Source organism: Nostoc sp. MG11, from assembly GCF_014904695.1.
GTDB lineage: Bacteria > Cyanobacteriota > Cyanobacteriia > Cyanobacteriales > Nostocaceae > Komarekiella.
The window spans coordinates 46,935-61,035 of sequence record NZ_JACXXN010000034.1 but is presented as its reverse complement, the minus strand read 5'-3'; the positions used below and the strand labels follow the sequence as shown (position 1 = coordinate 61,035).

At 40.1% G+C, this 14,101-nt stretch carries 16 protein-coding genes; 9 read left to right on the top strand and 7 right to left on the bottom strand.

Going from position 1 to position 14,101, the window contains the following annotated elements; all coding sequences use genetic code 11:
• The 5 genes from HCR01_RS28895 to HCR01_RS28875 form a co-directional block, all read left to right on the top strand.
• The coding region (locus tag HCR01_RS28895) for a dihydroxy-acid dehydratase (protein ID WP_193199458.1) at positions 1–172 on the top strand (172 nt) is incomplete at its 5' end.
• A gap of 224 nt (positions 173–396) precedes the next feature.
• A complete protein-coding gene (locus HCR01_RS28890; protein ID WP_162396020.1) occupies positions 397–621 on the top strand; it encodes a hypothetical protein in 225 nt (74 codons plus the stop codon).
• Positions 622–1,089: 468 nt separating this feature from the next.
• Positions 1,090–1,296 (top strand): glycogen debranching protein, encoded by a 207-nt coding sequence (locus HCR01_RS28885; RefSeq protein ID WP_193199457.1) that lies wholly within the window; start codon positions 1,090–1,092, stop codon positions 1,294–1,296.
• 436 nt (positions 1,297–1,732) lie between these two features.
• Positions 1,733–2,287 carry a methylmalonic aciduria and homocystinuria type D protein gene (locus HCR01_RS28880; RefSeq protein ID WP_193199456.1) on the top strand — a complete coding sequence of 185 codons (555 nt, stop codon included), beginning with the start codon at positions 1,733–1,735 and terminating at the stop codon, positions 2,285–2,287.
• 375 nt (positions 2,288–2,662) lie between these two features.
• Positions 2,663–3,691: a heme-dependent oxidative N-demethylase family protein gene (locus tag HCR01_RS28875; RefSeq protein WP_193199455.1), complete on the top strand. Its 1,029-nt coding sequence runs from the start codon at positions 2,663–2,665 to the stop codon at positions 3,689–3,691.
• Between the two features lie 47 nt (positions 3,692–3,738).
• Here HCR01_RS28875 and HCR01_RS28870 read toward each other — a convergent pair whose 3' ends face one another.
• Positions 3,739–4,803: a potassium channel protein gene (locus HCR01_RS28870; RefSeq protein WP_320073201.1), complete on the bottom strand. Its 1,065-nt coding sequence runs from the start codon at positions 4,801–4,803 to the stop codon at positions 3,739–3,741.
• Positions 4,804–4,948: 145 nt separating this feature from the next.
• On the opposite strand from HCR01_RS28870, the gene HCR01_RS28865 reads away from it, so the two are divergent.
• Positions 4,949–6,229, top strand: a complete 1,281-nt coding sequence (locus HCR01_RS28865; protein WP_193199454.1) for an aspartate aminotransferase family protein — start codon at positions 4,949–4,951, stop codon at positions 6,227–6,229.
• Positions 6,230–6,968: 739 nt separating this feature from the next.
• On the opposite strand, the gene HCR01_RS28860 is transcribed toward HCR01_RS28865, so the two are convergent.
• Complete coding sequence (locus HCR01_RS28860; RefSeq protein ID WP_193199453.1) at positions 6,969–7,190, bottom strand: DUF4327 family protein; 222 nt, start codon at positions 7,188–7,190, stop codon at positions 6,969–6,971.
• A 389-nt stretch (positions 7,191–7,579) separates the two neighbouring features.
• On the opposite strand from HCR01_RS28860, the gene HCR01_RS28855 reads away from it, so the two are divergent.
• Positions 7,580–8,812 carry a cysteine desulfurase-like protein gene (locus HCR01_RS28855; RefSeq protein WP_193199452.1) on the top strand — a complete coding sequence of 411 codons (1,233 nt, stop codon included), beginning with the start codon at positions 7,580–7,582 and terminating at the stop codon, positions 8,810–8,812.
• Positions 8,813–8,823: 11 nt separating this feature from the next.
• Here HCR01_RS28855 and HCR01_RS28850 read toward each other — a convergent pair whose 3' ends face one another.
• The 5 genes from HCR01_RS28850 to HCR01_RS28830 all read right to left on the bottom strand — a co-directional run bounded on the left by HCR01_RS28850 (position 8,824) and on the right by HCR01_RS28830 (position 12,314).
• Positions 8,824–9,000: a hypothetical protein gene (locus HCR01_RS28850; protein WP_193199451.1), complete on the bottom strand. Its 177-nt coding sequence runs from the start codon at positions 8,998–9,000 to the stop codon at positions 8,824–8,826.
• 142 nt (positions 9,001–9,142) lie between these two features.
• Positions 9,143–9,277 carry a hypothetical protein gene (locus HCR01_RS40165; protein WP_264299951.1) on the bottom strand — a complete coding sequence of 45 codons (135 nt, stop codon included), beginning with the start codon at positions 9,275–9,277 and terminating at the stop codon, positions 9,143–9,145.
• 112 nt (positions 9,278–9,389) lie between these two features.
• Positions 9,390–10,259 (bottom strand): polyphosphate kinase 2 family protein, encoded by an 870-nt coding sequence (locus tag HCR01_RS28840; protein WP_193199450.1) that lies wholly within the window; start codon positions 10,257–10,259, stop codon positions 9,390–9,392.
• A gap of 111 nt (positions 10,260–10,370) precedes the next feature.
• The gene (locus tag HCR01_RS28835; RefSeq protein ID WP_193199449.1) at positions 10,371–10,859 is read right to left on the bottom strand and encodes a hypothetical protein; all 489 of its coding nucleotides are present in this window, start codon (positions 10,857–10,859) and stop codon (positions 10,371–10,373) included.
• A 162-nt stretch (positions 10,860–11,021) separates the two neighbouring features.
• On the bottom strand, positions 11,022–12,314 hold the full coding sequence (locus tag HCR01_RS28830) for a proton extrusion protein PcxA (RefSeq protein ID WP_193199448.1): 1,293 nt from the start codon (positions 12,312–12,314) through the stop codon (positions 11,022–11,024).
• A 238-nt stretch (positions 12,315–12,552) separates the two neighbouring features.
• Here HCR01_RS28830 and HCR01_RS28825 point away from each other — a divergent pair, with 238 nt between their 5' ends.
• Both HCR01_RS28825 and HCR01_RS28820 read left to right on the top strand, forming a co-directional pair.
• Positions 12,553–13,125 (top strand): COP23 domain-containing protein, encoded by a 573-nt coding sequence (locus tag HCR01_RS28825; RefSeq protein WP_320073200.1) that lies wholly within the window; start codon positions 12,553–12,555, stop codon positions 13,123–13,125.
• A gap of 39 nt (positions 13,126–13,164) precedes the next feature.
• Positions 13,165–13,944: a S1 family peptidase gene (locus HCR01_RS28820; protein ID WP_193199447.1), complete on the top strand. Its 780-nt coding sequence runs from the start codon at positions 13,165–13,167 to the stop codon at positions 13,942–13,944.
• Positions 13,945–14,101 lie beyond the last annotated feature (157 nt).

The following is a 14,101-nucleotide window of genomic DNA, read 5'->3' as shown; positions in this document are numbered from 1 at the left end:
ACCTGCACGCCGATTGCAGTTGAACGTATCTGAAGAAGAATTAGCTCGTCGTCGTACCAACTGGCAAGCACCTGCACCGCGTTACACTAAAGGTGTATTGGCCAAATATGCCAAGTTGGTATCTTCTAGCAGCCTCGGTGCTGTAACCGATTTAGATTTGTTTCCGAGTTAGTTCAGCAAAGGAAACCCATCCTTGCAATCAGCTGTAGAGGTGCAATATTTTGCATCTCTACACAGGTTTATAATTGATATTTTTTCCTCTTTAACTTGATAGTATCAAGCTTTGTCTATTGGCTTCTCCAGTTCAAAGTAATTATCGAGAGGCGATCGCTACTGGGTAAGATAGAAACACCAAGTAGTTTTTGATAACGCATCTACATAACAACTATTGTTTTTATGAGCCAATACTCGTTTCACGACGAAATCACTTTAGCCGAACAAGCAGAAGAATTGGGAAGAAAGGCACTGAATCTAGGACTGATTCCTTCTTTTGTTGTTCATCACTTCCCAGATAGCTGGCAATTCTATATCCCTAATGAAAAGATTTCAGGTTCTTTGACACCAGAACAAGCGTATCTGAAATTGAAAAAATTAATTGAATCTTCTTCATCCAAAGCTTAGATGAAGCTGGCTATCCCCCCAGATATATGTAGATTCTTCTCAATGTCAGGGGAAAGGGTAAACGAGAAAGGTTAAATGGATTGAAGAACCCTTTAACCTTTTCCCAAAAGGCTAATAGCTAAAATCTACTTCAGTAGACTCAGCAAATGTTTTAGTCCATTAAGCGTGGAGTTGAGCTATTAGCCTGGAACTTCAGTTCTGGGCGGGATAACGGTCAGCGCGATATCTTTGACATTACATATAAAAATGTGAGTAACGACAAAGGTGCAGAATGTGGGTTATAGATAGTACTCTAAGAATTAGAAATAGCTTTTTTAGGAACGAAACCCAACGTTTGCAGGTCTTTGTTGGGTTTCACTGCGTTCAACCCAACCTACAATTATTCTTAACTGAACCGTATTGGGTTATAGATAGTACTCTAAGAATTAGAAATAGCTTTTTTAGTAACATTTTTTGAGGGAAGACTCCATGACTATTTGGGTAAATGAGCAAATTGATCCATCTGGGATGATTCATGCCTGTATTGCCTGTTGTAATGAGTCTCAAGCCAAAGATTGTCATGACTCCTTTCAGGAAAACTTGACTGAAATGCAAAAGGCAGCAGGTTGGGTAGCGCGATTGCGGACAGTCGAGTCTTGGGATGAAGTTCCGGTGAATTCTTTAAAACTCAATTAATTGCGTACTATCGAAACTAAGTAAAGAACTAAAATTTTTTCTAGCAGACACAATTACTTTTGTCTTTTCGGCTTACTTTTGGGTGTAACTCTAACACGCTTTGCCTTACCAGACACCATTTAGGACAGCTTATTTGAAAGTTATGCCATTTTTGGCTTTGACCGCAAATTTGCTGAGATAGTGGTTATGTTTTGAGATTTTGAACGCCTAAATTTCAAGAGCGATCGCCTTCGGCGGGCGGTTACGCCATCGCAACAAATATCATCAGAACAGATTAATAAAATATAAAAATTAGATTAAAATTCCCAAATTATTAACAACTGCTTCAAAGAAAAATAAACTATTTATAGAAAGAAGATGATTTTTCTGAACTTTTAAGAGATATCATCGATACCGAGGCTCAAATTAAAAAACTTGCAAAAACCGAATAAATGTAGTGAACTATCCCAAAGTTTACGCTTCGGAGCAAGGCTGTCCCATTAATTTGGTTGGCAATATGGGACAAGCGGTTCAGATTTCAATTCATGCCCCTAGCCAGTATATCTGTGCCAACTGCGAACGGATATTACCAGACTGGAAAGAGCAACCCTTTTTATGGGTAGTGATTGTCCTACAGCAATCACAATATCAACTAGTGGAAAGTACGGCAGAGATAGAGACAGAAAAAGAGCGCTTACGAGAAAAATTTATGAGATTTGGCTGTGATTTGGCATTTAATTTGCGCGATCGCGGTTACTTAACAGACCTAATCGACCCCCGTACTGGCTATCCTTTAATGTCCCACCCTGGAGCAATTCCCCACAACGACACAGCAGTTGTCAAAGCCTTACTCAACTATCCAGTAATTAAAAATAAATGCTATGTGCTAGTGCATCCTAATTGGGGTACAGCAGTTTATCCCAGCATCTTAATATCAGAAGCTCCCCCAATCCTAATTGAATGGGTTACTAAAGACGTAGCACCTATGCATGGGTGGAATGAGATTGGTTGATAGTCATTTGTCATTGGTCATCTCTTACAAAGTTGAGCCAGTTGCTTGGGCGGGTTAAGCGACTTGTGCGTTAGCGTAGCGGTAGCGACGCAGGAGCGTCACTGGCGTCTGAGCCAAGGAAGCCTTGGCTCAGACTTTGCGCTTGGTCATTTGTTAAGAGTCAAGGATCAAGGGTCAAAAATTAAGAGACAGGGAGATACTATTTATTCTCCTCCTTGTCCTCCACTCAGGACTCAGCACAGGCTAAACGCCCCGCTAGCGCTAACAGCACTCATTACTCATTACTCAGCACTCAGCACTCAAGACTCAGCACTTTGTCCCCCACTCGTCATGTATGCTAAAAAATGGGTATGCAAAGACGCATAGCAAGCACTTATGTCTCTAGAAAACTTACTTCAGGAAGCTAGGACAATCGAAGCTTTTAACGGTGCGCCTTGCTATTTTCCGTTAATGAGTGGACGCTATGAAGTCAAGCCAGGGATGATGCCTTTTGGCTCCTGCTTGAGCAATGGTGAGGCTGACCAGCAGGTATTTCAAATTGATGATAATTTTAGCCACTATCGACAGGCTAAGCTGTTAGCCCGTGCAGAACGGTTGAGTAAGTACTACCAAACCTGCAACTATTCTAAGGCTGTGGCAGGAGCGATCGCTTGTTTAATAATTAATCGCCTCATCCAAGAATATCAAAACCACTTTTGCTGCCAAAAGTCAACAGATAATACTTGGATATTCCACAGCCGACTCACCAAAGAAACCCTGTACCTAGATGCAGACTGGGAGTTACAGCAAGTCCAGGGTAGCGCAGTTTTCCCACCTTATGCCTCTACCCTTGATGCTCTAGCAGCACAGATGCAGGAAGATTTGACAGTTATTTGCCGTGCTGTCAATGGTAGCAACTGGCTGAGTGCAGTTCATCTTTGCTATCCCAACCACTGGTCAGCCGAGGCAAAAATTGGCAAAGACTTTGCTACAATCCATGCACCTGTCGCAGGTATGGAAAAAATCAATCGCAGAGCAGATGCGATCGCTAATACGATGATTGATCACAAACCGATGGTGCGCTTTGCTTGGGGTTTGGGTACTGACACTCGTCTTAACCACCATCCTCAAGCGCCGTCTGGGATGTCACTCAGCCAGTGGCGGGGTAGAAACTTTGATCCGCAGCAACCCAGGCTCTACCTGCGAATTGAGCGACAGGTAATTTGGGGACTACCGGAGTATGAAGCAGCGCTGTTTACTATTCGTACTTATTTTAGAGATTGTGGCGTGGTCAAAAAAGACTTAGTGTTAAGGTCTAAGCTTCATGCTGCAATTGAGTCTATGACACCGGAATCACTGGTTTATAAAGGATTAGCAGAGAGCAAAGCCAGTATTTTGGAGTGGCTAGACGCTTTGTCAAGCTGATACGTCCAGATCCCCGACTTCTTTGAGAAGTCGGGGATCTAACTACATCAACTATTCTTCGGTTCACGCAACTTCTGTGAACCAATTGGCCCTAGAATTTGGTTGAGGCTACGCAGTTGTTCGGCTGTACCCATGCAGATCAGTCTATCTCCCGGCATTAAAACCGTCTCGCCAGTGGGGCCACCGATGAGATTGCCATCAACGCGACGAATTGCTAGAACTAATGCCCCAGTTTGCGATCGCAATCTGGCTTTTTGTAAAGTTTGACCGACAAAGGGACAGAAAGCCGGGTCGAGTAAAAATTCTTCCATATACAACTGGCGATCTGCACCTGTGAGAATCCCATCCACAAAATCTAAAACTTGGGGTCTAAGTGCCGCAGCAGCCATCCGCTTCCCGCCAGTAATATAGGGAGAGATCACTTCATCTGCACCACCGCGTTGTAATTTTTGTAAAGCTTCTTCGGTACTTGCGCGTGCGATCGCCCGAATTTCTGGATTCAGTGTTTTAGCTGATAAAACTGTATATAAATTTTCTGCATCTGAAGGCAGGGCTGCAACAATACAAATCGCCCGTTCAATGCCGACTTTCAAAAGTGTGTCATCTAGCGTAGCATCACCTTGGTATGCTGTATAACCTTCGTTCTGCGCCCTTTGCACAGATTCTATTTCGGAATCAATCACTACAAAAGATACGCCTTCTGACCGAAATTCCTTGGCAATTTGACGACCAGTCCGACTAAATCCGCAAATAATGTAGTGTTGTGTCAAGGATTCCATTAATCGCTTTTGTTGCCGTAGCCGAATTCCTTCTTGAAAATAGCCTTCTATTATGGCTTCGGTAAATCTATTGACAATGTAACCGATATTGACCACACCCAACAAAATCAAAGCAATTGTAAACAATCGTCCTCGACTACCGAGTGGCTGTGTCTCCCCATATCCTACCGTAGCTAAGGTGATGACTGTCATATAAGCCGCGTCTTGCCATGACCAGCCTTCAACTAACCAATACCACAAAGTCCCAATCAGGAAAACACCACCGAGGGCGATCGCCCCAGCCATTAACTCTTTTTGAATACGTTGGTATTTTTGCTCAAGTGTTGAGTACAAAATTTTTCACCACTACCACACGTTTGAGGATACTAAGCGTTAGCCTAATAGGAAGTATACTTGCGCCAAATAAAAAGTAATTTTTAAAGATTTCTAGGAAACTAGTAAATAACTATATGATGAAAAACTCTTAGGAGGAGCGGTAGTGAGCCTACAAACTCTAGTTGAACAAGCCACAATCCCCCCAGACTCAGGTGTAGCATCTAGTCCCTTTGATGCAGATAGCTTTAATGAAGCTGTAATGTCCACTTATGCCCGGTTTCCTTTAGCCCTAGAACGGGGTGCTGGTTGCCGGGTTTGGGATACACAGGGGCGGGAATATCTGGACTTTGTGGCTGGAATTGCCACTTGTACCTTGGGACACGCCCACCCAGCTATGGTAGAAGCGGTGACTCGCCAAATCCAAAAGCTGCACCATGTCTCTAATTTGTACTACATTCCTGAGCAAGGTGAATTGGCAAAATGGATTATTCAACATTCTTGTGCCGATCGCGTATTTTTCTGCAACTCTGGGGCTGAGGCTAACGAAGCAGCAATCAAACTGGCGCGGAAATATGCCCACACAGTTCTAGAAATTGAAAAACCGATTATTTTAACCGCCAATGCCAGTTTCCACGGGCGGACTTTGGCAACAATTACCGCAACGGGACAACCGAAGTATCAAAAATATTTTGATCCATTAGTGCCTGGTTTCCACTACGTAAATTACAACGATATTAACGCTGTGGAAGTAGCGATTAGCGAGTTGGATGAAGGCGATTACCGTGTGGCGGCGATTTTAATAGAACCATTGCAGGGAGAAGGTGGGGTACGTCCAGGGGATGTTGCCTATTTTAAAAAGCTGCGGCAGATTTGTGATGAAATCGGCATTTTGCTAATTTTTGATGAAGTGCAAGTTGGCATGGGGCGCAGTGGTAAATTATGGGGTTATGAACATCTTGGCGTTGAACCGGATATTTTCACCAGTGCCAAAGGCTTGGGTGGCGGTATCCCCATCGGTGCAATGATGAGCAAAAAATTCTGTGATATTTTCCAACCAGGAGAACACGCCAGCACCTTTGGCGGAAATCCATTTGTGTGTGGAGTAGCGCTTAGTGTCTGTCAGACAATAGAGCGGGAGAATATTTTGCAGAATGTGGAAGAACGAGGTGAACAGTTGCGATCTGGATTAAAAGCGATCGCCGCCAAATATCCTCATCAAATTGCTGAAGTTCGGGGTTGGGGTTTGATCAATGGTCTGGAGTTGCAAGCATCCACTCAGCTAACCGCAGCTGATATCGTCAAAGCCGCCATAGACGAGGGCGTATTGCTCGTACCAGCAGGGCCAAAAGTTGTCCGGTTCGTACCTCCGCTGATTGTGACAGATGCAGAAGTCAATACCGCACTGCAAGCTGTTGACAAGGCATTCACGACCGTTACAGCCTAAACATTGACACTCCCTTTCGCTCAATAATTTAGGGGCTTTAAACCGCTTGGGCGAGATGGATAGAAAGAGGGTAAAGGGTAAAGGGTAAAGATTGTTCTTTTTCCCCTTTAACCCTTAACCCTTCCCCTTCATTAGACCTCTTGCATAAATGCTTAAATTGTCATGTTGAGCGTTCGCCCTGGTCTCGCACAGAAGCGAAACATAGGAGTGAGATTCCTTTCTCCAATACGTTCTGGTCAGAATGACACTAATAATTTTCGGACTTTTGCAAAAGGTCTATTGTTAATAGGACTTGTATCTAGGATAAATTCAACACAATTTGTCAGAAATACACTCATTAACCTGAGATATAAGTCAATATTTGCTGCTTACTTTACAATACCTTCGCCAATTTACGAGGGTGAGTTGATGTATCAACTCCCTTTTCTCTGAAGCTTGGCAAAAACAATAAGTCCTAAAAATTCCTTCCAGGTTTCCCGCAAGGTTTTTTTAACGTATTGCCCGCAGTATAAAGGGTTTGAGAGTCCAAGCTATCTTATAAGCTAAACGCTTATGTATGGGTTATTTTGCCAGTTTTGCCAAAATTTTTGTAGGCTCTTATTTTGGCAAAGGTATTGACTTTAATAAGCTATTTTTAAACCCCCAAATTAATTCGAGGGCTTTTTATGTTGAGATTTTAATTTTTAATTTGGATTTTCTTGAGGATGTTACTAACGTGTTTCAACTTCTAGGTACAACTTCAATCATCTTGCCAGTATTCATGATCTAGCAGGTCGATAATTCTATCTCTGAGTAAAAACTCGTTTTTTTCTAGCTCAAGCTCAAAATATACCCATTCCTGATCAGGAATGTATTTACAAAGAGTATAGATTGGCTGCTGACGGTTAACAAGTCCCTTTTGAGCAAGTTGACGTGCTTCTTCCTTGATAACCTCGATGTCGTATTTAACTGCAATATCCATAGCTCGTTACCTCGCTTTTTATCAAGGCATTAAGAGTCAAGATAATAAATTTTTTGGCTCTACCTTTAACTTATCAAAAAACTTGAAGTAAATTGTGAAGAATCAAAACATAAATGTTTGCTGCAACCCAGATGGTTCAGTTAGACACTTTTTCAGATCTCAAGAACACCCCCTATAGAGGTATTTTCACAAACTAAGAAGGATGGCGTAACAAGTTGTAAACAAAAAAATATGCAGATGCTCTCTGGATGACTTGCTAAAAGGTAAGCTAGGCTAAAGAATACATGATAAAGAATGAAGAAAAGTGAAGAATAAAATTTTTCCTTCTTACTTCAACCTTCATCATCTGATTTTACCCATTTTTCTATATTCGCTTGAGGACTTCTACTTTGGTCTTGAATCTTGATAAAGTTCGTCAATATTTTCCTGCCTTAGCTGGTAAATGGACTTTTTTTGATAATGCTGGCGGGTCACAAACCTTAAAGAAAGTAGTAGATAGGATTAGTGAATTTCTGTTGACATCTGATGTCCAGTTGGGTGCTTCTTATGCAATTTCTCAGCTAGCAGGAGAACGCTTGGCATTAGCAACAAGGGGAATGGCTACTTTCATTAATGCTAAGTCTTCCAGAGAAGTGGTCATGGGGCCATCAACTACAATGATGTTGAAAGTTCTGTCGATGTGTTTGAGTCAAACCTTCGCACATGGAGATGAGATTATTATTACTAATTGTGACCATGAAGCCAATATTGGGGCTTGGGTTGCTCTAGAAAAACAAGGAATAAAGATTAAAATCTGGCAAATCTCTCCAGATACTTTGGAATTGCATTTAGAAGATTTAGAACCATTAATGAGTCAACGCACAAAACTGGTAGCATTAACTCATGCCTCTAATATTTTGGGAACTATCAACCCTATTAAAGAAATTGCTGCATTTGTACATGAACGAGGGGCAATGATTTGTGTAGATGGAGTTGCTTATGCACCACACAGATTAGTTGATGTCCAAGATTTAGATGTAGATTTCTATGCTTTGAGTTTTTATAAAGTTTACGGGTCACATCATGCTTTGCTTTATGGCAAAGAAGAACATTTATTAAAAATGCCTGGTCTGAATCATTATTTTATTGATCAGACAGATATTCCTTATAAATTTCAATTAGGTAATGTCAATTTTGAATTAAGTTATGGAATGTTAGGTTTATGTGATTATTTGAGTGAATTAGCACAAATACACTATGGCAATCAAACTACACCTGATTTGAGAAGTCAAATGGTGCAGGCTTTTGATTTAATCAGTATGCATGAAGAAAAGATAGGCGATCGCTTACTAGACTACCTCAACAGCAAGTCTAATGTACGTGTGGTTGGCCAATTAAAGGCCAACCACAAATCTCGTGTACCTACTATATCTTTTGTAGTAGATGGAATTGATAGCTCAACCATCCCTGTAAAAATTGATTCACATTACATAGGAATTCGCTACGGAGACTTTTATGCTAAACGGTTAATTGAATACTTGGGGTTAGCTTCGCAAAGTGGAATAGTACGCGTGAGTATGGTACATTACAACACGCTTGAGGAAGTTGACTGCCTAATTGAGGCTTTTGAGCAGGTACTATAACTTTAGTGTATTTAAATTGCACATTTTTTTGTTAAGGCTGTCATTAGTCCTTTGTCAAAAGTCGAGATGACTACTTGGGCGATTGGTGCTGTATCAAAACCCATGTCTCGCAGACGGAGATTTCGAGACAAACGGCTGGTAGATTCATCATCTGCTGGATTTGCCATAATTAGGAGGCGATCACGCATATTAACTGACGATATCTTTGTAAATATTCGTTTTTTAAGTCTAATGGGCTGAACCAAGGCGTAGCTTGGCTTTTGCGTAGGAGTACACTCCACTACGTTCGGTCAGAATCACACTAATAATTTTCGGACTTTTGCAAGAGGTCTAATCCACAATCTGAATTTTTAATATAGTTATAGCAGTCAACCCACCCGCTGAAGCTGCCAAAGCTACTATATCGAAGGCAGCATTAGCAAATTGAGGTGGATGATTGCTGGCATTTTCTGCCATTTTTGCCATGATTTTTCGGCTGTGATTATTTAGCCAAACTTCTTAGTTAAAAGTAGGTTTGATAATACATATTGTACAATATATATGAGTATTTTCAGTATTTTCCTGTTGAGTTAGAGAGTTAATTTTCTTGCTCTAGAATCTGTTTTGCCTGTAAAAGTTGGTGTTTATGTTCTTCAAGGAGAGTGGGGTATTTCAGATTTAGTTCTTGTAATTTTGTGCAGATAATATCAGCGACTACCAAGCGTGTAAACCATTTGCGATCGGCAGGAACGATATACCAGGGCGCGCACTCAGTACTAGTATTATTAAAAACTTCTTCATAAGCATTCATATAATCATCCCAAAAAGCTCGCTCTTTGACATCGCTAGCTGAAAACTTCCAATGTTTCTCAGGTGATTCAATCCGCTGAAAAAAGCGTTTTTTCTGCTCAGATTTAGAAATATTGAGAAAAAACTTCAGGATGACAACACCATTATTTACCAAATATTTTTCAAAGTTGTTAATTTCTTCAAAACGCTGCTTCCAGATCAGATTTCCGTTAGGTATTTGGGGTAGTTGTTGTTTTTTTAGAATTTCTGGATGGACACGAACTACTAGTACTTCTTCATAGTATGAGCGGTTGAATATCCCAATTCGACCTCGTTCTGGCAAAGCTTTCATTGAACGCCACAGATAGTCATGATCTAATTCTTCCGAACTAGGTTCTTTAAAACTATACACCTGACATCCTTGGGGATTTACACCAGACATCACATGTTTAATTGTGCTATCTTTACCAGCAGCATCCATTGCCTGAAAAATAATTAATAAAGCATAAGTATTTTGAGCATAAAGAATATTTTGGTAATTTGCTAATCTAATAACATCTGCCTGCAATTTGGTTGCAGCATCAGTTTTTTCATGAAATTGAGTTTTATAAGCTGGGTCATAATCTTTTGGCAGAGAAATCTTTGAACCTGGTGGAACAATAAAAGCATCATGATTCATGTAAGATAGCTCCAATATTGTGCTTGTACCCAGTTATATTTTGCATTTTAAGTATTACATACATATTCTTTTTGCTAATCAATATCAAAAACAGCGCTTACCCAGATAGATTTATCGCTTATATGACTTTCGCCCCTTGGGAATAGGGCGCATCGCCTCACGACCCAAGATAAACATCCCCGCAACACCCAAGCTGACAAACCAAATATATTGATACCAGTATTGCCGAATTTGTTCTACCGTACTGAGTTCTGGATGTAATGTGTTCAAGTAAAGCAACAGCACCAATATCATTAGCGCCCCAAAACCAACAAAGCTTAGACCAACAAGAATTCTTGCAGGTCGCAGATCAAAATCGCTAATATTGTTTAGCTCAATTGTTGCCAGTTTCTTTAAGGAGTCATCTGCTAAAGATGAGGCTGTTTGGAATCTTTTACTCAGCTTAGATGGTAAGATTGGCGCTAGAGTTGCTACGGTTGGGCGACGCAGTAAAGCCTCAGTATCTCGCAGTAGTTCCAGTGGCTTACGCGTGGTAGCTGGTTGAGCAAATTCAACATTGTCTGTAGCAGTTGGGGCAGTGGCTTTGCCTTCAAAATCCATAGCATGATAAAGAACCAGGATATAAATAGCCTAGCGAATTCGAGACACAACGTGTCATTTTTTTACAAATTTAGCAATATTAGATCATAAAAAATAGGATTATGAATAACAATATTTCCAACTTCTTTAAGAAGTCGGGAATCTAAGGAAATAACTCTAGTGTTACTCATCCATCTCCTTCAATGTAGCTAATGCTGACGGAGACAAGCGACTGAGATAACGGAATATCCAGTATTTAAAGATAGTATTTAAAATTACAGGAAATGTAGCAATAAATAAAAATATTGCGTTTCTACTAGCTGGTAAACCTAAATGTTTTGCCAATGTTTCAAGAATAACATCCCACCCATGTGGCGAGTGAAATCCTACAAAGATATCTGTAAACAAAATAATTAAAAACGCCTTGGCACTGTCACTCAGACCATAGACAATATTATCTAGAAATAATTTCACAGTTACAATTTCTCTTTTGCTCGAAGAAATTATCACAGCAAACGTAATCAGTGAGAGCAAATCAGCAAAAACATTGCTAATAGCGCTATTACTTTTAAAACGAAATTCCTCGGCTATCTCAAGTGCTTTGTTTTTGACAGTTTCTTTAATTACCTCTGAAGAGAGTGGTGGCGCTTGATTAAGTAGATACTGAAATCTCAATTGTTCTTCAAAACTCTTTAATTTTTGGAGAGCTTCTACTTCCATATCAGAATTTAGAAAAATCTGAATTTCATTATCACCTCTAATCCGATCTAATATAGGAGTTATTAAAAACTGTTTAGATAATTGCTGAGTTAAAAGTGGCACAATAACTAGAAGTATCAAAAATCTCACAGCAGTTTTTGTCCGATTCGTAGAAATCCGGTAATTTCTGATAAAATCTTCTTCTGCCTGTGGTGCAAGATCTGCTTTAATTTTATTAATTGTTCTGCCAATAGACCTCGGTAAAGCTCCTGTTTTTTGAGTGAAAGGTGGAACTGGAACTTTAACGCTATTAATTTCAGATGATTCTGGCTGGTTGTTGACTTTAGTCTGTTTAATTTTTAGTGGTTGTGAAGGTGGTATGACTGGGCTGTTGCTAATTATTTCGTCTTTGATATTATACTTTTCTACGACTTCATCAATAAATTTTAAATTTTCTAATAAAGTAGAATTAGAGATATTTATGATTCCACGGCTTAGCCTAAATTCTGCAAGTTTTACCTTGATAATAGTTAACTTTTTATTCAGGTATCCTTGCCAATAAGACATTACATTTTCAGTATAATTTGCTGATTTGGGAGATATTTTTTTGTTATTAAAATGCTGTATTTCGATGTTTCTGATGCTTTGAGCTGCTTGGTAAGCCTCTAAGAGCGCTCTTTCTGGTGTATTCAAATACCATTGTTTTAGCGATCGCAAGTTTTCTTTGAGCTTTTGGCTAAGCAATTCTGTATTCCTTTTAAAAAATGAAGGTTTCATTTCAGATATTATTATGTATATTAATTATTGTAATTTAGTATAAATCAAGAAAAAGTAATAGCTAATTAAGAAATGCTTAGAGGATATTTTATTTACTTAAATGATCAATTTAATTTACAATACAGTGGTTGTGTAACTCATAGGGTCAATTATCGGGAACAAATACTTAGAAAGTATTGTCACTTTTTCTCAAGTATCCGTAATATAACTGATGTTTTTTCTAACAAGCCGCGCATTCATGATGGGACTAAAGTTATTTGGTCAAGGGTTGACAGGAATTACAATAGCTTCACTGACTGTGTTGACCACAACTGCAACCATCGGTCAACCTAGCTATGCAGGAGGCACAACCTTCTACTGTGGAAAGAGCAAAGGCATACCAATCACATTTGCTCGGACTCAGGATGGGAGGAACGTACCAATGATTAGATGGGTTTCTCAGGAATACTTCTCACGCGAGTGGACAGTTGAACGCCGTTGTCAAGAGGTATCTCGCAGATTTCAAAGAAGCTATGACAACGGTACTTTAAAGTACATCAGAACTGGGATACTGAGAGGGGAATCTGTAGTATGCGCTGCTATTAATCAAAACGCTGCTTGTACAGATAGCACTTTGTTATTCACTCTCAGGCGTGGTAGTAATGCCAGAGATACTGTGCGAAGGCTATTGAATCGCCGTGGATTAGTAGCTGGAAATGTACTCAATGAAAGTAGTGAGGAAGCGCTGAATATCGAATTTGATGCGTACCTTAACAACGCCACAGTTGAATCAAGTAGTGAGTCCAATCAAGATTCAGGTAATACTCCTTGATGCGATCGCACCGCAATTTTGTATTATCTGGAAACTCAGATGAATTGGCGTAAACTGACACTGGTTGTGTATATTGGCAGCTTATCTATGGCACTGTCAGCATCGACACCAGTTGTCAGTGTTTCTGCTCCATGTACAAGCCATGATTGCAAGGTTTTGCAATCAGGACAATACCAACAAGCGCAATCTATCACCGTCAAAGTTTTGTCAGCAGATTTCTTAGGCTCAGGAATTTTGCTGCAAAAAAAAGGTTCTGTTTACACAGTATTGACCAATGCTCATGTGTTACAAGCAGGCGACGCCCCGTATCGCATTCAAACACCAGATGGTAGCATCCATGCAGCTAATTTATCCAAAAATTTGAACTTTGGGAAAAATGATTTAGCTTTATTACAATTCCAAAGTACTGGCACAATATATGCTGTGGCATTCCTCGGTTCTCCCTCAGCAGTGGGAGATGAGGTATTTGTTGCAGGGTTTCGGGCTACTGAAGAAGAATCTCAAGAAAAAGTCTTTGCATTTGCTAAAGGTAAGGTTTCGTTAGTGCTACCCAAACCTTTAGAAGGAGGCTATCAAGTGGGGTACACCAATAATCTCGAAAAGGGCATGAGTGGTGGCCCATTGTTGAATCGTCGCGGTGAGGTTGTGGGTGTGAATGGGATGCAGGCTTATCCTCTGTGGGATGCTCCTTCTGTGTTTCAGGATGGCATGGAAGCAGATGAACGGTTGCATCAGATGATTATTCGTTTGAGTTGGGCTGTGCCAATTCCGACATCTGCACTAGAGGTGGACATTCGAGTTAAAAGCTCAAAGTTTTGAGTTCAAAGCTTAATGAATGGAAGTTGCAGTTTAAATGTGACTTATACTAATTATCAAAAAACAGTTAAGTAGGTAGACGTAATTAAATATAAGATAAAGCTTTTGTTCGTAGTCAGCGATTTATCGCTCTATATAAGGTTTTCAAGGGATAAATCCC

Coding starts and splice junctions, on each gene's coding strand:
- HCR01_RS28890 (WP_162396020.1), top strand. CDS start 397: ATGAGCCAATACTCGTTTCACGACGAAATCACTTTAGCCGAACAAGCA.
- HCR01_RS28885 (WP_193199457.1), top strand. CDS start 1,090: ATGACTATTTGGGTAAATGAGCAAATTGATCCATCTGGGATGATTCAT.
- HCR01_RS28875 (WP_193199455.1), top strand. CDS start 2,663: ATGTCTCTAGAAAACTTACTTCAGGAAGCTAGGACAATCGAAGCTTTT.
- HCR01_RS28860 (WP_193199453.1), bottom strand. CDS start 7,190: ATGGATATTGCAGTTAAATACGACATCGAGGTTATCAAGGAAGAAGCA.
- HCR01_RS28850 (WP_193199451.1), bottom strand. CDS start 9,000: ATGCGTGATCGCCTCCTAATTATGGCAAATCCAGCAGATGATGAATCT.
- HCR01_RS40165 (WP_264299951.1), bottom strand. CDS start 9,277: ATGGCAAAAATGGCAGAAAATGCCAGCAATCATCCACCTCAATTTGCT.
- HCR01_RS28840 (WP_193199450.1), bottom strand. CDS start 10,259: ATGAATCATGATGCTTTTATTGTTCCACCAGGTTCAAAGATTTCTCTG.
- HCR01_RS28835 (WP_193199449.1), bottom strand. CDS start 10,859: ATGGATTTTGAAGGCAAAGCCACTGCCCCAACTGCTACAGACAATGTT.
- HCR01_RS28830 (WP_193199448.1), bottom strand. CDS start 12,314: ATGAAACCTTCATTTTTTAAAAGGAATACAGAATTGCTTAGCCAAAAG.
- HCR01_RS28825 (WP_320073200.1), top strand. CDS start 12,553: ATGATGGGACTAAAGTTATTTGGTCAAGGGTTGACAGGAATTACAATA.
- HCR01_RS28820 (WP_193199447.1), top strand. CDS start 13,165: ATGAATTGGCGTAAACTGACACTGGTTGTGTATATTGGCAGCTTATCT.